We start from the raw sequence: 17454 nt of genomic DNA, 5'->3' as shown, positions 1-17454 counted from the left end.
GCTATCAAAAGTGTAGCGTTTTGCGCTTTTTTTATGGGCCCCACGGCTTGGCACAACCACAGCGTCAACGGCTTTGGACTCCTGAAGCGGGCTTTTTGCTGCCCGTTCCTATTTCTGCCAGCGCAAAGGGGGCTCTGCCGCCGCCGGGCGGGCTGCTGGTGGGAGGCTGCTGACCACCTGGTTGCGGCCCTGCTGCTTGCCCCGGTACAGCGCCTCGTCGGCACGGTGCACTGCGTCCAGCAAGCCTTCGTACGCCTGCACGGTGGCCACGCCGATCGTGACGGTGACCTGCAAAGGCTGCGTATGGCCAGGTTTGAACAGGTCTGCGCTGATGGCCTGGCGCAGTCGCTCTGCCAGGTGGTCGGCGCCCGGAGCGTCGGTGTCGGGCAGCAGGATCAGGAATTCCTCACCGCCCCAGCGGCAAATGCTGTCGCTGGCGCGTGTCACCCCCAGCGCTCGGCGGTAAAAGTCCTGCAGCACTTGATCGCCCGCCTTGTGCCCCAGGGTGTCGTTGATGCGCTTGAAATGATCAATGTCGCACAGCAGCAGGGCAATGGTTTGTGCTTGCCGGGGCTGGCGGGCCAGCTCTGCGCGGCCTATTTCCATGAGCCTGCGGCGGTTGATGGCGCCGGTGAGGGGGTCGGTCGATGCCTGTCGGGTCAACACCGCTTGCGCCTGGGTCACCACGTTGTAGTAGCCCCGTGACAAGATGATGAACGCCAGCAGCAAGGTGACGATGTTCTGGTAGCGCAGCAGGCTTTCCAGCGTGTTGCCCAGGGCGTGGATGGGCTCGTTCTGGCTGCTCCAGCCGTCCAGCCCCAGGTAGATGAACGACAGGCACACCGCAATCGTGTACTTGAGGGTTTTGTGGTCGCTCGACGACAGTATGGCCACCGGGATGACCGGCAGCATCAGGTAGTGAAACCCGCTGCCCCAGCCGACAAACACCGTGGCAGCCACGGCGTGCACGGTGATTTCACCAATCAGCAGTAACGTGGCCGACCGCAGGTGCCCTTCGGGGCGGGCCAGCCAGAACGCCAGCGCATGCGTGGCCACGCTCAGCAAATTCAGCGCCGCCAGGGCATCGACGCTGGCCCAGGCAAACAGCGCGATGTACAGGCTGTGCACCAGCACGCACAGCGCAGACGCATGCCGGATCAGCAGGCGAAAGTTGTCTGGTGGGGGCTCGATGGTGTGCATGGTGCCAATGGGGCTGGTGTGGCGTGTGTGGCGGGTGGTTGTGGATGCGGTGTCTGGCGTGGCTGCAGGCTCTTAGGCCCCAGTGTCCACCTGCGTGGCCGGGTTGTGGCTGGTGTTTTCACGGGGGCCTTGGCGCCGGTTGACGGTGCCCTGCGAGATCGCCCACAGGGCTCCTCCTTGAACAGGTTCTCAGTCCAGGTGGTCTTGCGTATCGGGGTCGGGCACATCGCCAATGGCGGCGCGGGTGGCGGCGGCCTGGGTCTCCAGCCAGGCGCTGAAGGCCTGCACCTCGGGCCGGTGCCCGCTGCGCGGGCCCACCAGCATCCAGTAGGCCAGCGGCGAATCCAGCCGGTGTCCCGGCAGCACCTCGATCAGGTCGCCCGAGGCCAGCGCGTCGGCAATCAGCGGCATGCGGGCCAGCGCCAGGCCCTGGCCGCTGAGCGTGGCCTGCACGATCTGGTGCGCGTAGTTGAAGTACAGCCAGCGCTGGGGCTGCAGCTTGGGGCACTGCTGCACATCAAACCAGCGCCGCCAGCTCAGCCACTCCAGGTGCTGGGTGCGGTGCGCGTCGCCTGCTTCAATCAGGGTGAACTGCGCCAGGTCGGCCGGTTTGCGGATGGGGGGCGCTGTTTTCAGCAGCCAGGGGCTGGCCACCACGGCCAGTTGCTCGCCACACAGGCGGCGTGCGCCCTGCATGCCGGGGCCGGGCAGGGCGTAGCGCAGGGCAATGTCCACGTCCGAGGTGTCCAGGTCCACGCTCACGTCGCTGGCATCAATGCGCAGGTCAATGCCCGGGTGCTGGTGCTGAAACTCTTCCATGCGCGGAATCAACCACATCGACGCAAAGCTGGCCCAGGTGGTGATGGCCACGCTTTTGCGCCCGGCGGTCTGGCGCACCAGGCGCACGGCGGCGTCCATGCGCTCCAGGGCGGGCACCACGGCGCGCTGCAGTTGCGCGCCCGCGCTGGTCAGCTCCACCGCACGGGTGTGGCGCAGAAACAGGGGCACGCCCACTTCTTCCTCCAACGCCTGGATCTGGCGGCTCACGGCCGATTGGGTCAATGCCATCTCGTCGGCAGCGGCCCGAAAGTTCAGGTGCCGGGCCACTGCCAGGAAGGCGCGCCAGTGCCCCACGGCGACGGGGCGGGTGCGTTGGATGGCGGGGGCATTGGGGTCGTTGGGCATGGCGCGGCGGTGGGTGTATTCATGCGGTCTTCGCATCAATAGCGTAGCGCGTTTTCATTGGACGCAAAGGGTTTGGAGCCGGATCATTGGGCCTCATTACAGCCCTTCGTGGCAGAAAGGAGTCCCACATGCCAAGCCATGTCGTTCCCGCATCGCAATCCTCCGTGAGTCCCGCCAGCCTCACCCGCCCTGCCGCCTCGTTGGCAGGATGCTGGAAGCTGGAGGCGCGCCGCGCCCTCTCACTGCACCCGCGTGAGCCTGGCGTGTTGGAGATCGCCCAAGGGCGGGCCTGGGTCACGCTGACCGGGGCGGCGCAGGCGCTGCCCGCAGACCATGTGCTGCACGCCGGAGACCGCCTCAGTCTGGCGCCCGGTCAGCACGCGGTGGTCGAGGCCTGGGGGCCGCCCGGCGCGGTGGATGCCGCTGCTGCACTGGCCTTTCGTTGGGACTGTGCCCCGCCCGTGGCGTCCCCTGCAGCATCTGCGCCTGTGCACGCTGAGGGGGTAGCCGCCGTTGCCGCGGGGGTGTGCTGGGACCGGGCCGTGGTGCAACCCTTGCGCGATCTGCGGCTGGCCCTGGGGCAGGGCAGCCGTGCTGTGGTGGGTGCAGCGGCCGATGCGGCGGGCGCGGTCGGTCGGCTGCTGCTGGGCTTGGCGCGGTTTGCAACCTACCGCCTGGCAGGAGCGTGGCCGCGCAGGCTGGCCTGACTGTACAAAGACGGTTATTTCAATGAAATAGGCTGCCAGCGCTTATCAATAAAGCGCTGGCAGCTTCTATTTTGATAGCATTTGATGGGCGGGCCGTGGGCACTTGCTCGCAGCCATTGGCGCCGATAATGGGGGCAGGCCTGCGCAGTGGCGGCACTGCGGGCCACTCCATACACCCCATTCCATGACGCAACTCGACATCCTCATCATGGCGGCCGGCAAGGGCACGCGCATGAAAAGCCGCACCCCCAAAGTGCTGCAACGCCTGGCTGGGCGCCCGCTGCTGCACCATGTGCTGGACCAGGCGGCCCACTTGCAGGCCCGCAGCGCCATCGTCATCACGGGGCACGGTGCTACAGAAGTAGAAGCAGCTACCGCTGGTGCAGCAAGCGCTGCAGGCAGTTTTGACCTTAAGTTTGTGCGGCAAGAACCGCAGCTGGGCACGGGCCACGCGGTGCAGCAGGCGGTGCCCCACCTGCGTGACGACGGCACAGCGGTCGTCCTCTCGGGCGATGTGCCCCTGACCCAGGCCGACACCCTGCGCGCCCTGGTGGCTGCCAGCGAAGGTGGCAAGCTGGCGCTGCTGACGGTGACACTGCCCGACCCCACAGGCTATGGCCGCATCGTGCGCAATGCCGACGGCGCCGTGCAAGGCATCGTCGAGCACAAGGACGCCACCGACGCCCAGCGCGCCATCACCGAGGTGTACAGCGGCATCATGGCCGTGCCCGCAAGGCTGCTCACGCCCTGGCTGGCGCGTCTGACCAATAACAATGCCCAGGGCGAGTACTACCTCACCGACATCGTCGCCATGGCCGTGGCCGACGGCGTGCCCGTGGTGGCCCACCGCATCACCGACGCGCTGCAGGTGGCGGGCGTGAACAGCCCGCTGCAACTGGCCGAGCTGGAGCGCGCGCACCAGCTGCGCCGGGCTCGCGCCTTGATGGAGCAGGGCGTGCGCCTGGCCGACCCCGCCCGCTTTGACCTGCGCGACGACGCCCGCACCGGTGTGCGTGGCGAGCTGGTCTGCGGGCAGGACGTGGAGATCGACGTGAACTGCGTCTTCACCGGCCGCGTGGAGCTGGGCGAGGGCGTGAGCATTGGCGCGAACTGTTGCATTGCCAACGCACGCATCGCGGCGGGCGCAGTCATCCACCCCTACACCCACATCGACGGTGAAAAGGCCGGTGCCACCGTGGGCGAGGGCGCCTTGATCGGCCCCTTTGCCCGCCTGCGCCCCGGCGCACAGCTGGGCCGCGAAGTGCACATCGGCAACTTTGTGGAAGTGAAGAACAGCACGCTGGCCGACGGCGCCAAGGCCAACCACCTCGCCTACCTGGGCGACGCGACGGTGGGCGAGCGCGTGAACTACGGCGCGGGCAGCATCACCGCCAACTACGACGGCGCCAACAAGCACCGCACGGTGATCGAGGCCGATGTGCACGTGGGCAGCAACTGTGTGCTGGTGGCCCCGGTGACGATTGGCGCGGGTGGCACGGTGGGCGGCGGCAGCACCATCACCAAGAGCACCGAGCCTGGCGCGCTGAGCGTGGCGCGGGGCAAGCAGGTCAGCATTGCCCACTGGCCCCGCCCAAAAAAATGAGGTATCCCCTGAGGCGCTTTGCGCCTTCCCCCTCAAGGAGGACGACAGCCTTTGCTGCGGGGCGGCCCTTGCTGGCTGTCCTCGCCTGTCATGTCGTGCACGGTGCGGTGGTTGCTCGTTGCGCCGTGCACGCTTCTGTGGTCTATGGGGGAGGATGAAGTGACCGGTGCAGACCTGACCCCCGACCTCACCCCTGACCCGTTGCGCGCCGCACTGGCCGCCAGCCAGCAGCAGGTGGCCGACATGGCGGCTGCGCAAGAGGCGTTCTTGCGCGTGGTCTCGCACGACCTGCGTGCGCCGCTGCGCCACATCACGTCCTACGGCAAGCTGGTGCGCGAGGTGCTGGGCGACCTGCCTGCCGACGTGCTGCAAAGCCCGCCGCTGCAAGAGGCGCAAGAGTTCGTCGGCACCATGGAGCAATCGGCCCGCCGCATGGCGCTGATGCTGGACGGGCTGCAGGCCCTGTCGCGTGTGGGCCGTGCGCCGCTGCAACTGCAGCCGGTAGACCTGGCTGCGGCGGTGGCCAAGGCGCGGGCCGCACTGCCAGCGTTGGCGGGTGCCAATGCCGCGCCATGGAACGTGGCTGCCGACCTGCCCGCCCTGCACGCCGACCCGGCCCTGCTGCACGAATTGCTGGTGCAGGTGCTGGGCAATGCCCTCAAGTTCAGCCAACACCAGCCAAACGCCACCATTGCTGTGCGCGCCGTGCCCGCAGAACGCGGCGCTGGCTGGGTGGCGTGGGAGGTGCAAGACAACGGCGTGGGCTTCAACCCCGAGCGCGCTGCGGGCCTGTTCGGCATCTTCCAGCGCCTGCACCGCGAAACTGAATTTGACGGCGTGGGCGCAGGCCTGGCCGTGTGCCGTGCCATTGCCGAGCGCCATGGCGCCCACATCACCGCCACGGCGGCCGTGGGGCAGGGGTGCACCGTGCGGCTGGAGTGGCCAGCGATGGTGGTCTAATTTGCTATTAAAAATATAGCAGCTAGCGCTTATTTATCAAGCGCTAGAGGCACTTTTGTCTCAAACTTCGCGCGCTTGGTGCTGAAGAACGCCTTCACATTGCGCACGTTCGCATCGGTGGTGAACAGCCGCTGCGACAGCGCCAGGTAGCCCGGCATGTCGCGCGTGTGCACCACCAGCACAAAGTCGGGCCCCGGCGACACGCGCCAGCATTGCTGCACCTCGGCATCGGCCACGGCGCGGGCTTCGAAGGCGTCTAGCGCCTCGGTGCTTTGGTGGTCCAGGCTCACCTCCACAATGCAGGCCAGCCCATGGCCCTGCACGGCGGCCAGCCGGTCGGGCTGTAGCAGGGCCACCTGCCGCTCGATCAGCCCCACATCGTGCAGCCGCTTCACGCGCCGCAGGCAGGTGGGGGGCGACACGTGTACCCGTTCTGCCAAGGCCTGGTTGCTTTGGGCGGCATCGTGCTGCAGCAGGTCCAGCAGCTGCAGGTCGATGGCATCTAGTGATATGGGTTCCATAATTGATTGATTTTTGAAATTTAATTTCTCTGTATTGAATTGTAGAAATTAAATTTCAAAATTAATGATATTTTGAGTGCATATTTCTTTTTTGCCTGCCTACCATCGCCCCATCGGTTTTAACGGAGGCATCCACCATGTGCGGCATCGTCGGCGCGGTATCCACGCGCAACATCGTTCCTATCCTTGTGCAGGGCCTGCAACGGCTCGAATACCGCGGCTATGACTCGTGCGGCGTGGCGGTGCATGCCGCCAGCCTCGATGCCTCGCGCAACGGCACCCCCCAGGGCGGCTTGCAGCGCGCCCGCAGCACCGCCCGCGTGGCCGAGCTGCTGGAGCAGGTGGCCACCGAGCACATCGACGGCGCCACCGGCATCGCCCACACCCGCTGGGCCACGCACGGCGCGCCCGCCATGCATAACGCTCACCCCCACTTCAGCCACGGCACGGGCGATGCCGCCACGCAGCCCGGCCAAGCGGGTCGTGTTGCCCTTGTCCACAACGGCATCATCGAAAACCACGAAGAACTGCGCGCCGCCCTGCAGGCACGCGGCTACGTGTTTGTGAGCCAGACCGACACCGAAGTCATTGCCCACCTGGTCGACAGCCTCTACCAAGGCGATTTGTTTGAGGCCGTGCAGGCCGCCGTGGCCCAGTTGCACGGCGCCTACGCCATCGCCGTCATCCACAAAGACGAACCCCACCGCGTGGTGGGCGCGCGCGCAGGCTCGCCGCTGATCTTGGGTGTGGGCAAGGACGGAGCAGAACACTTCCTGGCCAGCGACGCCATGGCCCTGGCGGGTGTCACCGACCAGATCGTGTACCTGGAAGAAGGCGACTTGGTGGACCTGCAACTGGGCCGCTACTGGATCGTGGGCAAGGACGGCAATGCGTTGACGCCCGCACAGCGCCCCGTGCGCACTGTGTTGGCCCACAGCGGCGCGGCCGAGCTGGGTCCGTATCGCCACTACATGCAAAAAGAAATCTTCGAGCAGCCCCGTGCCATTGCCGACACGCTTGAAGGCGTGGAAGGCATCGTGCCCGAGCTGTTCGACGGCGCAGGCCTGCACGGCGAGCCCGGTGCCGCAGCCTGGCGCGTGTTCAAGGAGATCGACAACGTCCTCATCCTGGCCTGCGGCACCAGCTACTACAGCGGCTGCGCCGCCAAATACTGGCTCGAAGACATTGCGGGCATCCCCACCCAGGTGGAAGTGGCCAGCGAATACCGCTACCGCACCAGCGTGCCCAACCCGCGCACCTTGGTCGTCACCATCAGCCAAAGCGGCGAAACCGCCGACACCCTGGCCGCGCTGCGCCATGCGCAAAGCCTGGGCATGCAACACACGCTCACCATCTGCAACGTCGCCACCAGCGCCATGGTGCGCGAATGCAAGCTCGCCTACATCACCCGTGCGGGCGTGGAGATTGGCGTGGCCAGCACCAAGGCCTTCACCACCCAGCTGGCAGGCCTTTTCTTGCTGACGCTGGCCCTCGCCCAAAGCAAGGGCCGCCTGACCGAGGCGCAAGAGGCCGAGCACCTCAAAGCCATGCGCCACCTGCCCGTGGCCCTGCAAGCCGTGCTGGCCCTGGAGCCACAAATCATCAGCTGGGCCGAAGACTTTGCGCGCATGGAAAACGCCCTCTTCTTGGGCCGGGGCCTGCACTATCCCATCGCGCTCGAAGGCGCACTCAAGCTCAAGGAAATCAGCTACATCCACGCCGAGGCCTACCCGGCGGGTGAACTCAAGCACGGCCCGCTGGCCCTGGTGACCAGCGCCATGCCGGTGGTGACCGTGGCGCCCAACGACGCACTGCTGGAAAAGCTCAAGAGCAACATGCAAGAAGTGCGCGCCCGCGCCGGTGTGCTCTACGTGCTTGCCGACGCCGACACCCACATCGAAAGCGCCGAAGGCCTGCACGTGATCCGCATGCCCGAGCACTACGGCCCCCTGAGCCCGCTGCTGCACGTGGTGCCGCTGCAGCTGCTGGCCTACCACACCGCCTGCGCACGCGGCACCGATGTGGACAAGCCGCGCAACCTGGCAAAAAGCGTGACGGTGGAGTGAGGCTTAGAAACGGTGGGTGACGCTTGATCGTAAAAATAAACTCTGTAACCTGAAAATAAAACCTGTAGGGGTGCTGCGCACCGATATGTATGGTTTCCAAGCGCCTCAGTTGAGGCGCTTTTTTGTTTCCTGATCTCAAAGGTCTACAGGGAGTTGGATGGGCTATTTCAGGCTGGTTGCCGTCGTTCAGACCGCAGTCATGGAGCGACTGCTGCGAACAAGAGCCGTCGGCGGGGAGATCCGTGCACTATGCTGACACTCAGGAGCCGCCTTAGCTAAGGAGTCAATCGCTTCTGCCAGTGCCCGATCGGTTTCATCCAGAGGATCACGTACGGCTATTTTTGCCCAATAGAGTCATGCTGCATTCACCTTCGCACTTGCGCGCAAGGTAGTCAGAGTGGTCCAAGAAGCCTTCGCAGTAGTGCGAGCAGGCTGAAGCACGGTGGGTAGGCAACGACTCTCCACCCCAGAGTTACCGCTTCATTCCCAAAGGCGGTACTCTCTACATCTCCCTTGCCTTCAAAGCCGCATTTCGTTGCGCAAACCGCACCGTCCACTCAGCCATCGGCATAAAGCTGGGGTCAGAACGCACAACGCGCTCTGTCTGGGCCCAGATGGCTTCGTCGGTCTGATCCAGGTCCAAGGGGTCGCCATGTGGTTGACTCACGTACCAAGGGGTGTCCAGGTAAATCTCGACCGTGTTGTCTTCCGGGTCCATGCAGTAGAGGGATATCGCATTGCCGTGATTGAGGCCGCGCATCTTTGTTGCACCCAGCCCCAGTGCGCGGTGGCGGGCCTCGCGCAGGTGGTCGAGGGTCTGGACTTTGAAGGACAGTTGCATCACCGTGCTGGGTGCGTCCGCTCCGCGGCCTCCAGCCAGTGCCAACTGGTGGTGCTGGTCGTCACGCCCGCTCAGGAACACGATCTCGAACCGGAAGGTCACGCCTTCGCCACGGTCGGTTTCCTGCATGTCGAACACACCGGTGTAGAAGGTCTTCATCACCTCCAGGTCGCGGCAGAAGATGCCGCAGTGGGACAGGTTGGCGGTATAGGGTGGGTTCACGGTGTCTGACTCCATGGGTTCAGGGGATGAGGACCAGCTTGCCGAGCGTGCCACCGCTGTCCAGAAGCTCGTGGGCCCGGCGGGCCTCAGCCAGCGGCATGCGCGTGGCGCGCGGCGTACGCACCTGTCCGCTGGCCATGAGGGCGATGGCCTGCTCCATCAATCCACGGCGTTGCGCCACATCGGCGTCCACTGCGTGGATGGAGAAGGTACGAATGGCGAGGCTTTTGGCAAGCAGCTTGCGCAACTCGTCGAACACGTCGGCGGTGGGCGGGCCGCCCAGGATGTTGTACGACACGGCCATGCCAGACGGCGCGAGCGAGCGCAGGCACGCAATGAAGAGGGCGCCGCCCACGTGATCGAACGCCAGGTCCACGCCTCGGCCATCGGTCAGCTCCATCACCCGCTTCGGCAGCGCCTGCACGTCGCCGTCCACCAGGTCCGTCACACCGTTTTCCAGTGCGAACGTGCGCTTTTCGGGCGTGGAGGCGGTGCCGATCACCCGCAGGCCGCGCGAGCGCGCCACCTGCGCGAGCGCTGTAGCCACTCCACCGGCAGCGCCAGGCACCAGAATGGCCTGGGCCGGCAGATTGCCATTGCTGGCCAGCAGTGCGAGGGCCAGCTGGAAATTACCCAGGTTTACCGCGTCTTCCCAAGCGATGCTGGCTGGCAGCACAAAAGGCACCGACTCAGGCACACAGATTGCCTGCACATAGCAGCCACCGCGCTGGGGCAGCTCGCGCGCGCTCACCAGCACCCGATCCCCCACCTGCAGCCGCACCACGCCTGGTCCCACCGCGTCCACCACGCCAGCCAGCTCGTTGCCGGGGATGGCGGGCAGCGGAGGCATCCACTTGTAGGTTCCGTTGCGGATCAACACGTCCGGGCCGCCAGCACCGATGGCATGCGCTCGCACGCGTACCTGGCCGGGGCCGGGCTGGGGCATCGGCAGATCGACCCAGGAAAGTACTTCCGGGCCGCCTGTGACCCGCAATTGCACGGCTTTCATCGTGCCTTCAGAAGAGATCGCCATCTTGACCCTCAGCGCTGGCCGTCGTGCACGGAGACCTGCTCGCGCGTGAGCCCGCCAAGGCGCGCATGGATGCGACCGCCATCGGCCATCACCAGCGCAAAGAGGATCTCGTCGGGCCGCGGTGCGTCCTGGATGCCGACCTCGGCACTGTTGAAATGGCTACGGACATAGGCCGCATGGATGTAGTGCAGCGGTACCATCAATCGGTAGCCCGTCGCCGCGACGACCTTGGCCGACGGCACGATGGCCTTGGGCTCGCCCAGCACATGTCGCATCGCCCAGCCGCCGGCTTCGTGCCAGACGGCGCCGTGTTCTAGCTCGCCGTTGGCACCAACAATCGCGGCCTTGCTGTAGGCCTGTACGTTGTCCTTGCCCAGCACCGAGACAAGTTCTTCGGCAAGCGTCGTGCCCAGGCTGCGCAGCTCGGCCATGAAAGGCAGGAGGTCCGGCTCATACCGGCCCGCATAGGGATTGCGAATCACGGCACAGGCAGAGGCGACACGCAATGGTGTCTCCGGCGGTGGCCCGCCCTCGTGGTACACCGTTTCAATGGTCAAGCTGCGCTTGCGGATAGCGATCAAAGTCATGCAATAAGTCCTTCGATGAAATGGGTGGCAATCATTGTTTGGGTATCTTGGCGTCGGCCACCACCTGCTGCCATTTTTCGATTTCGTGGCTCACCATGGTTTTCATTTCTTCGGGGGTGCTGCCTCGTGCCTCGCCCCCCATGTCTTCCAGGCGCTGGCGCACGGCAGGCGCTTGCAGTGCGCGGAGAACCTCGGCATGAAGGCGATCCACGACCGCGCGGGGCGTGCCGGCCGGGGCCATCAAACCCGCCCACGACCGCACGTCGTACCCTGCCACGCCTTGTTCCGCCACGGTAGGAACGTTGGGCAGGCCAGACCACCGCTGTAGCCCCGTGGTGGCGATGGCCCGCAGTTTGCCCGCCTGGATGTTGGTCAACACCGCTGTGGGGGGCGCGATGATGAAAGGCACATCGCCGGCCAGTAGGGCGGTGATCGATGCGGCGTCGCCCCGATAGGGCACGTGCAGCAGGCTGACGCGTGCCATCTTGGCCAGCAGCTCGCCCGCTAGATGGTGGGTTGAGCCCACACCTGCAGTGCCGTACCCCACAGTTCCAGGCGCTGCCTGTGCATTGGCGATCACCTCGCGCAAATTCTGAATTTTTGAGCTTGCGTTGACCACAACCAAGAAGGGGAAGAAGGTGATGGTGGACACCATCTCGAAGTCAGCCACCGATTTGTAGGGCAGCGTGTTGTACAGGGCGCCCGCCACGGCATGACCACCGGTGGCCAATAGCAGCGTGGACCCGTCAGGTTTGGCGCGTGCCACCGTGGTGGCCGCGATGGTTCCGCCGGCGCCCGACTGCGCTTCCACCACGACTGGCTGGCCCAAGGCTTTGGCCATTTCCGTTCCAACGGCGCGCGCGATGGCGTCAGCGTTGCCCCCGGGGGCAAACCCTTGGTAGAGCTTGATGGCTCGCTCGGGGTACACCTGGGCCCAGGCCGGCAAAGCCGGCCATCCAAGGACGGCCGTGCCACAGGCGGCCAGGACATGTCTTCTATGCATCGCTTTTGTCTCCTTGGGCGGCGGCCGCATGGGGCCTGACTCTGCCCTTGCAGGGGTTGTGTGGAAGATCGAAAAGGGTCGGCGGACGGCGGGTATCAGCCCTGCGCAACCACTGGGTTGCGCAGTACGCCAATGGCTTCGATTTCCACTTCCACCACGTCACCTGGCTTCATGAAATGCTGCGGCTTCTTGCTCCAGCCCACGCCAGCTGGAGTGCCGGTGATGATCACGTCACCGGGTACCAGCGTGAAGATGGTGGAGGCGTAGGCAATCAGTCGGGGGATGGAGAAGATCATGTGTCCGGTGTGGCTGGACTGCACCACGGCACCGTTCAGGCGTGTCTCCAGCTTGAGTTCCCGGCCTGGCGCGATCTCGTCGGCCGTCACCATCCAGGGGCCGAAGGCACCGGTGGATTCAAAGTTCTTCCCAGACGCGATCTGCTTGGCGTGAAACTGCCACTCGCGCACGCTGGCGTCGTTGTAGCAGCTGTAGCCGGCAATGTGAGACCAGGCGTCTGCTTCGCAGATGTCGCGACCTTCCTTGCCGATCACCACGGCCAGCTCGCCTTCCCAGTCCAGCGAATCCGAAACATGCGGGCGGACGATGGGGCCCTGGTGGGGCGTCTGCGAACGCCACACGCGCAAGAAGATCGGTGGCTGCTCGGACAACTCGCGCTGCATGCCTGCGGCGAGCACTTCCTGGTGGTGGTCCATGTAGTTGCGTACCGCGCAGACGATTTTTTCTGGGCGGGGAATCACAGGCAAGAAGGTCACTTCAGCCAGCTTCACGTCAGCCTTGAGCCCCTCTACCAGCGCATCACGGCTCTGGAAGTCCGGGCTGGCAATGAAGTCGGCCAAGGTGGCGTGACCAGTGCGGCCTGCCAGTTCGGCCACGCCATCGCCGAGGACGACTCCCCAGGTTTCGCGGCCGCCGATTGAGTAGGACATCAGTTTCATGGGTTTCCTTAGAGAGGGATGGAAAAGAGGTGCTGAGAGGATCGATTCAACAAATCCTGCATCTCTCAGGTAAATGCATGAAGTTATTTTTATGCATAAAACATGTTTAATGCATAGTGGTTTTTACCGAGCAATTTCCGGGAACTTGTGTAAAACAGGCCGCAGAAGCCTGCGCAGCCAACGTCAGGAACAGGTGCATCCAGAAGCAAAAAAGCCCGCTGGCGTTAGGCCTGCGGGCTTTTTTTGCGGGAGCGGAGTGCGTTGACGAATGAGAGGATCGTGCGAGGAAAGACGGTCTCTATTGGCGCGCCCAAACACAGGCCTGGTGCGCAATGGCGCGGGGCCTCTTAGAATTTTTTGAGTTGCGCTTAGCCGCCGCGATCAGGTTCCATCTTGCTCAGCACTGCCAGCACATTGCGCTCTGTGCCCAAGATATGCTCTCGCAGCAGCGCGCAAGCGGTGTCCGCGTCACGTCGCAAAGTGGCATCCATGAGCTTGCGGTGCTCACTGGATTTGTTCTTGAAGGTTTTCCGATAGCGTGCAGAAAAACGCCGGTAGCGCTCAGCCTGGTCAAAGAGGCTGGCACTCCAGGTGCGCAGGCGCTCCGAGGGACCCGCCGATATCAGGGCCATGTGAAAGGCCGTGTGTACGTCGGTCCATCCCTGATCCAAAACAACCGGCCCGTCGCTGAGTCGGCCTTCCGCCTTTTCCAATCGGTGGAAGGCTGCTACGACCTGTGCTTCCCAAGCGTCATCCCCGTGCTCGATGGACTCGCGCAGCGCCTGCACATCGAGCATGACTCGCATGCGGGTGATATCAATCAAATCTTCTGCAGAGATCGCGGTGACACGAAAACCCCGGCGCTCGTCAGCGCGGATCAACCCTTCCTGGGCTAAGCGGCTCAGGGCTTCCCGCAGGGGGCTGCTGGAAAAACCGTAGGCGGCTTGCAACTCATCGAGCTTGAGTTTGGACCCAGGGCTGTAGGTGCCGCTCAACACATCCCTGCGCAGTTGTGCAAAGGCTTGATCCACCAGGGGCGGGGTGCGCTGAGGCGCGTCATTTTTATACATGTTTTGAATTTTATGCATAAACTTGGGCCATTGAAATATGGAGAAAACCTCAGTGACCACCGCTTCGTCCCCCTCCCCCGTGCGCCTTTTGGCCATCTCGGGCAGCATCCGCCGCGCCTCGCATTGCACCGCCGTACTGCGCAGCCTGCAGCCTCTGCTGCCGCCTGAGGCGACCTTGGAGTTGTTCCCACTCGACGAGATTCCCTTGTACAACGCCGATCTGGATGGGGATCAACCGCCCGTTGCAGTAGCTCAGCTCAAGCGGGCGATCGAGAGCGCCGACGGCCTGGTTTTCTGCTCGCCAGAATACAACTACGGCATACCGGGCGTACTCAAGAATGCCATTGACTGGGCATCGCGCCCGGGCTTCGCATCGCCGCTCAAGGGCAAGCCTGCGCTCATCATGACTGCATCCCCAGGCACAGCTGGGGGCGTGCGCGCACAAGCCCAGATTCGTGATGCACTGGCAGCTACGTTAGCGCGGCCATTGGTGCGTCAACATATCGCCATTGCTGGTGTGGCGACGCGTATCCAAGAAGGTCAGTTGGTGGACAAACCAACCTTGGACATTATCCAGGCAGGCTTACACGAACTGATTGAAGAGAGCCGCTGGATTGCGACTCGCTCCACCCAAACCTGAATCCACGCGGTGCGCCGCCCCATCTTCTTTCTGGTCGCGACGGTGGATATGGCGCAGCAGGGTTTGAACTACGGGCGTTTTGCGATTGACCCTGTCGAGTGTCCAGAGTGCGGAGGTATTTTTAGGGTCAAGGTTGTTGGCCACAGAACCAGATCGTCACTCAGCACCCCCTGTAGTGAAGCCACGATGCTGTCGGCCTCCTCCTCGTGCACAACCCCTGGTCCGTGAGGGTGGGTGTCCATAAGGGTGCAGGCAACTTGCCCCTTGGGATCCGTGTAGCCAAAGCAGCTGTGATGGAGCCCTATGGAGAAAGTGATTCGATTGTTCAGGATTGGTCCGTCTGCGCTGCTCGCCTGTGCAACGGCCTTTGCGCCAATTGCATGCCCGCTCGTAGGCTTCATGTGAACAAACTGAAGATGACTCAAGTACCAGACTGGCGTCTTGAACTCAGGATTCACCTTCGTGAGCCTGTACGCCAGGCATTGGCGTTCAACCAAGTGGGATTTAAGATTTATTTGACCAGAGTCCCGGGCCGCTTTGAACTTGATCTCGGCTTGTCGCAATGCTTCTATGAGGCCGCTATTTGACCGCGAATCTTGCAAGTCAGATGCGCACCAGATCCGGATCTTCTTTTGAAGTTGTGCGGACGCCTTGGCATGCTGGCGTGCCGAGTGAAGGTGTCTCTCTGCGGAATGCGGAGTATCAGCGCAGATGGCACCCCAAGGTAACAAGAAGAGCACGCCCAGAAGGGCCTGCCTAAGAGCCTGCCCCTCGGAGTAGGCAGCGTGCACTAGACGATCTTCTGTCATCAACGAACGTGATTTATTGGTTGAGAGCGACAGATGCCGAGCTTTGTAGCTGGACCTGAGTACTGGTCCGCGTCCCGACGAACTGGGCAGTAGCAATACCGCCCTGTGTCGGTTGAGTTGTCAGGAAAGCGCAGGAAGCGACGCCTGCAGCATCTGTGGTTGCAGTACAGCTATCGCTTCCGACCGACAGGCTGAGCTTGACCATTGCGTTCGCGACAGGCCCATAAGGGTCCGAGACGCGAATCAGTCCTGCCACGTTGCTGGTGCCGTTCGAACCGGTGCGCTTGCTAGCAGCTACTTCAGTGGTCGTCGTGAGCCACACAGGATTTATCACTGTGGCGTCAAGCGCGTTAACCTTCGCTGCTGAGCACTCACGAAGAATCGACAAAGAACGAAGCGTGCTGGCGTTTCCGACGAGGAATGGGTTCTTTACCCCCGTTGTGCCTTTGTTGATGGCATCGAGCTTGGCCAGCGATCCGTCTGCAAACGGATGGGTGTGGATTGTTCCATCCACGTTCTCGGTGACGGCCAACTGATAAAGCCGCTCTGAGCCATCGAGATATGCCTTGGCGAGCGGTAGCGTGGTTGGCGTTCCGGTGCCACCCCAAAAGATGAGCTTGTAGGTCTTACCGCTCAGTTGCGCCGGCAATATGCCCGAGAACGTTCCGGGAGTGTGGCCGGGAGTAGACAGCACCGTTAAGTTCAAGCCATCTACTGCCAGTGTCTGGGGTGTCATAGTCCCGGTGCTCAGCGAGGTGGTGACGATAGACCCAGAAAACACTGCTGCGTTGCGCGCGTTGGCCGCGGTAAGTGCCGCAGCGTCTTCCGAGCCAATGTACACAGGGCCGCCATAGGTGTCCTGCATGAATTTTGCGCCGTTGTAATGGTCTCCGTGACCGTGTGTCGGCATGATTCCTTTGAGCGAGGCGGGATTGATGCCAGCAGATACCAGACCAGGGATCGTCAGAGTCTTGGCGTCATCCGTACTGTTCTGCGCATCCAAAAGGAAATAGCCATTGGGTGTCTTCAGGATGTACTGCCCCACCCAGCGGCGTCCCGTGTAATAGAGGTTGTCAAACATCTTGGTCATAGGAACGACCGTTGTGTCCTGAAGCTCAGGCGGGGCACCTGCGTTCTCGACGGAGTAACACCATTGGCGACGCTGTTCTCCCGCGAATTCCTTTCCGGCATTGGCCGTTGCAGCGTCGAGATGTCGCTGATATTCACTCGTGCCTGCGGGAGATTGAGTTGCCACCGGTGCTGCAGCTGCAGGCAATGTGAGCGTAGCGTCGAGAAAGGGAGCCGTGAATGAATTGTCAGATCCACCACAAGCAGTGATGAGCGCGCTGGTGCCAATGCACGCAGCCAAAGAGAGCTTGGCAGTGCCGAGCGAGAGGGGATTGAATCGCCGCATTGATGAATGTCTCCAGAGTTTTTTCTACTTCGCCCTTTGCGCGCTCCGGACATCGACATGGACGTCCAGGGACCCTCTGCACAAATCACCGCGTCGTGTGCATCTGCGGTCTCGGGCGGTCTGCGGCGTTGCAAATACTCGCAATAGCTACGGCTATTGCTGCGTTTTGCGCCTTGCAGCCCATCCCGATCCGCAGCGCCCACTTTCCGCTCGATTCGTGCAGATGATCCCTAGGGTCAAGCGAGCAAAGTGGTCGAAGTCTGATTCGTGGTGATCAAAAATCCAATCGACAAATTCTTATCAACTCGTTAGCGTTCCTTCGGAATGAATCGCCCCGGCGTCGCCGAGGCTGTTTGGTCTAAGTCAGATCACCATCTCAATGTTCTGACTGGCGAGTTGCCGGTATTTGGTTGCCTCAGCCCCAGCAGGCGGGATGTACCCTTTGGGGCGAGCAGGCGATGATGGTTAAACCACGATACGCCTTTGAGCGTAGCGAACTCAGCTAAGTCGTTGGTTTTTTATAGCGCCCGGTGGAAATTCAATTCGGCTTTGGACATGCCGTTGACTGTCACTCCCAAACGCAAAGCGTGTTGACAAAGTGCAATCACCAGGAATTCATTTGCTGAGGAATTCTGAT

The 17454-nt window shown here is 63.0% G+C and carries 15 protein-coding genes and 1 pseudogene; 5 read left to right on the top strand and 11 right to left on the bottom strand.

Features of this window, described 5'->3' with window-relative positions; all coding sequences use genetic code 11:
• Nucleotides 1-108 precede the first annotated feature (108 nt).
• Together C8C98_RS04135 and C8C98_RS04130 are read right to left on the bottom strand one after the other, a co-directional pair.
• A complete protein-coding gene (locus C8C98_RS04135) occupies nucleotides 109-1200 on the bottom strand; it encodes a diguanylate cyclase (protein ID WP_121453251.1) in 1092 nt (363 codons plus the stop codon).
• 189 nt (nucleotides 1201-1389) lie between these two features.
• Nucleotides 1390-2385: a LysR substrate-binding domain-containing protein gene (locus C8C98_RS04130; RefSeq protein WP_121453250.1), complete on the bottom strand. Its 996-nt coding sequence runs from the start codon at nucleotides 2383-2385 to the stop codon at nucleotides 1390-1392.
• Between the two features lie 128 nt (nucleotides 2386-2513).
• Between C8C98_RS04130 and C8C98_RS04125 the strand changes: the two genes are divergently transcribed.
• From C8C98_RS04125 to C8C98_RS04115, 3 genes are all read left to right on the top strand, one after another.
• Nucleotides 2514-3092 (top strand): DUF2917 domain-containing protein, encoded by a 579-nt coding sequence (locus tag C8C98_RS04125; protein WP_121453249.1) that lies wholly within the window; start codon nucleotides 2514-2516, stop codon nucleotides 3090-3092.
• A 184-nt stretch (nucleotides 3093-3276) separates the two neighbouring features.
• Nucleotides 3277-4695: a bifunctional UDP-N-acetylglucosamine diphosphorylase/glucosamine-1-phosphate N-acetyltransferase GlmU gene (glmU, locus tag C8C98_RS04120; protein WP_121453248.1), complete on the top strand. Its 1419-nt coding sequence runs from the start codon at nucleotides 3277-3279 to the stop codon at nucleotides 4693-4695.
• 144 nt (nucleotides 4696-4839) lie between these two features.
• Nucleotides 4840-5655 (top strand): ATP-binding protein, encoded by an 816-nt coding sequence (locus tag C8C98_RS04115; protein WP_121453247.1) that lies wholly within the window; start codon nucleotides 4840-4842, stop codon nucleotides 5653-5655.
• Between the two features lie 29 nt (nucleotides 5656-5684).
• Here C8C98_RS04115 and C8C98_RS04110 read toward each other — a convergent pair whose 3' ends face one another.
• A complete protein-coding gene (locus tag C8C98_RS04110; protein WP_121453246.1) occupies nucleotides 5685-6176 on the bottom strand; it encodes an Lrp/AsnC family transcriptional regulator in 492 nt (163 codons plus the stop codon).
• Nucleotides 6177-6313: 137 nt separating this feature from the next.
• On the opposite strand from C8C98_RS04110, the gene glmS reads away from it, so the two are divergent.
• The gene (gene glmS, locus C8C98_RS04105) at nucleotides 6314-8242 is read left to right on the top strand and encodes a glutamine--fructose-6-phosphate transaminase (isomerizing) (RefSeq protein WP_121453245.1); all 1929 of its coding nucleotides are present in this window, start codon (nucleotides 6314-6316) and stop codon (nucleotides 8240-8242) included.
• A 502-nt stretch (nucleotides 8243-8744) separates the two neighbouring features.
• Here the strand turns inward: glmS and C8C98_RS04100 are convergent.
• The 6 genes from C8C98_RS04100 to C8C98_RS04075 form a co-directional block, all read right to left on the bottom strand.
• Nucleotides 8745-9305 (bottom strand): VOC family protein, encoded by a 561-nt coding sequence (locus C8C98_RS04100; RefSeq protein ID WP_121456011.1) that lies wholly within the window; start codon nucleotides 9303-9305, stop codon nucleotides 8745-8747.
• A gap of 19 nt (nucleotides 9306-9324) precedes the next feature.
• Complete coding sequence (locus tag C8C98_RS04095; RefSeq protein WP_121453244.1) at nucleotides 9325-10338, bottom strand: zinc-dependent alcohol dehydrogenase family protein; 1014 nt, start codon at nucleotides 10336-10338, stop codon at nucleotides 9325-9327.
• Nucleotides 10339-10346: 8 nt separating this feature from the next.
• Nucleotides 10347-10925, bottom strand: a complete 579-nt coding sequence (locus C8C98_RS04090; RefSeq protein WP_121453243.1) for an amino acid synthesis family protein — start codon at nucleotides 10923-10925, stop codon at nucleotides 10347-10349.
• A 31-nt stretch (nucleotides 10926-10956) separates the two neighbouring features.
• Nucleotides 10957-11928: a tripartite tricarboxylate transporter substrate binding protein gene (locus C8C98_RS04085; RefSeq protein WP_121453242.1), complete on the bottom strand. Its 972-nt coding sequence runs from the start codon at nucleotides 11926-11928 to the stop codon at nucleotides 10957-10959.
• A gap of 95 nt (nucleotides 11929-12023) precedes the next feature.
• A complete protein-coding gene (locus C8C98_RS04080) occupies nucleotides 12024-12884 on the bottom strand; it encodes a fumarylacetoacetate hydrolase family protein (RefSeq protein ID WP_121453241.1) in 861 nt (286 codons plus the stop codon).
• Between the two features lie 368 nt (nucleotides 12885-13252).
• Complete coding sequence (locus tag C8C98_RS04075; protein WP_121453240.1) at nucleotides 13253-13972, bottom strand: GntR family transcriptional regulator; 720 nt, start codon at nucleotides 13970-13972, stop codon at nucleotides 13253-13255.
• A gap of 19 nt (nucleotides 13973-13991) precedes the next feature.
• Here C8C98_RS04075 and C8C98_RS04070 point away from each other — a divergent pair, with 19 nt between their 5' ends.
• Nucleotides 13992-14594: an NADPH-dependent FMN reductase gene (locus C8C98_RS04070; protein WP_121453239.1), complete on the top strand. Its 603-nt coding sequence runs from the start codon at nucleotides 13992-13994 to the stop codon at nucleotides 14592-14594.
• A gap of 822 nt (nucleotides 14595-15416) precedes the next feature.
• Here C8C98_RS04070 and C8C98_RS04060 read toward each other — a convergent pair.
• Together C8C98_RS04060 and C8C98_RS21980 are read right to left on the bottom strand one after the other, a co-directional pair.
• Complete coding sequence (locus tag C8C98_RS04060) at nucleotides 15417-16817, bottom strand: MBL fold metallo-hydrolase (protein WP_121453237.1); 1401 nt, start codon at nucleotides 16815-16817, stop codon at nucleotides 15417-15419.
• Between the two features lie 363 nt (nucleotides 16818-17180).
• Nucleotides 17181-17395 (bottom strand): annotated as a pseudogene (locus C8C98_RS21980) (IS3 family transposase); the annotation flags it as partial.
• Nucleotides 17396-17454 lie beyond the last annotated feature (59 nt).

This window comes from Acidovorax sp. 106 (assembly GCF_003663825.1).
Lineage (GTDB): Bacteria > Pseudomonadota > Gammaproteobacteria > Burkholderiales > Burkholderiaceae_C > Acidovorax.
This window is presented reverse-complemented; position numbering and strand designations above follow the sequence as displayed.

Bases quoted from the DNA above. Each gene is read 5' to 3' on its own strand.
- C8C98_RS04110 (WP_121453246.1), bottom strand. From the start codon at position 6,176: ATGGAACCCATATCACTAGATGCCATCGACCTGCAGCTGCTGGACCTG.
- glmS (WP_121453245.1), top strand. From the start codon at position 6,314: ATGTGCGGCATCGTCGGCGCGGTATCCACGCGCAACATCGTTCCTATC.
- C8C98_RS04075 (WP_121453240.1), bottom strand. From the start codon at position 13,972: ATGCATAAAATTCAAAACATGTATAAAAATGACGCGCCTCAGCGCACC.
- C8C98_RS04095 (WP_121453244.1), bottom strand. From the start codon at position 10,338: ATGGCGATCTCTTCTGAAGGCACGATGAAAGCCGTGCAATTGCGGGTC.
- C8C98_RS04060 (WP_121453237.1), bottom strand. From the start codon at position 16,817: ATGCGGCGATTCAATCCCCTCTCGCTCGGCACTGCCAAGCTCTCTTTG.
- C8C98_RS04130 (WP_121453250.1), bottom strand. From the start codon at position 2,385: ATGCCCAACGACCCCAATGCCCCCGCCATCCAACGCACCCGCCCCGTC.
- C8C98_RS04125 (WP_121453249.1), top strand. From the start codon at position 2,514: ATGCCAAGCCATGTCGTTCCCGCATCGCAATCCTCCGTGAGTCCCGCC.
- C8C98_RS04115 (WP_121453247.1), top strand. From the start codon at position 4,840: ATGGGGGAGGATGAAGTGACCGGTGCAGACCTGACCCCCGACCTCACC.
- C8C98_RS04085 (WP_121453242.1), bottom strand. From the start codon at position 11,928: ATGCATAGAAGACATGTCCTGGCCGCCTGTGGCACGGCCGTCCTTGGA.
- C8C98_RS04090 (WP_121453243.1), bottom strand. From the start codon at position 10,925: ATGACTTTGATCGCTATCCGCAAGCGCAGCTTGACCATTGAAACGGTG.
- glmU (WP_121453248.1), top strand. From the start codon at position 3,277: ATGACGCAACTCGACATCCTCATCATGGCGGCCGGCAAGGGCACGCGC.
- C8C98_RS04135 (WP_121453251.1), bottom strand. From the start codon at position 1,200: ATGCACACCATCGAGCCCCCACCAGACAACTTTCGCCTGCTGATCCGG.
- C8C98_RS04070 (WP_121453239.1), top strand. From the start codon at position 13,992: ATGGAGAAAACCTCAGTGACCACCGCTTCGTCCCCCTCCCCCGTGCGC.
- C8C98_RS04080 (WP_121453241.1), bottom strand. From the start codon at position 12,884: ATGAAACTGATGTCCTACTCAATCGGCGGCCGCGAAACCTGGGGAGTC.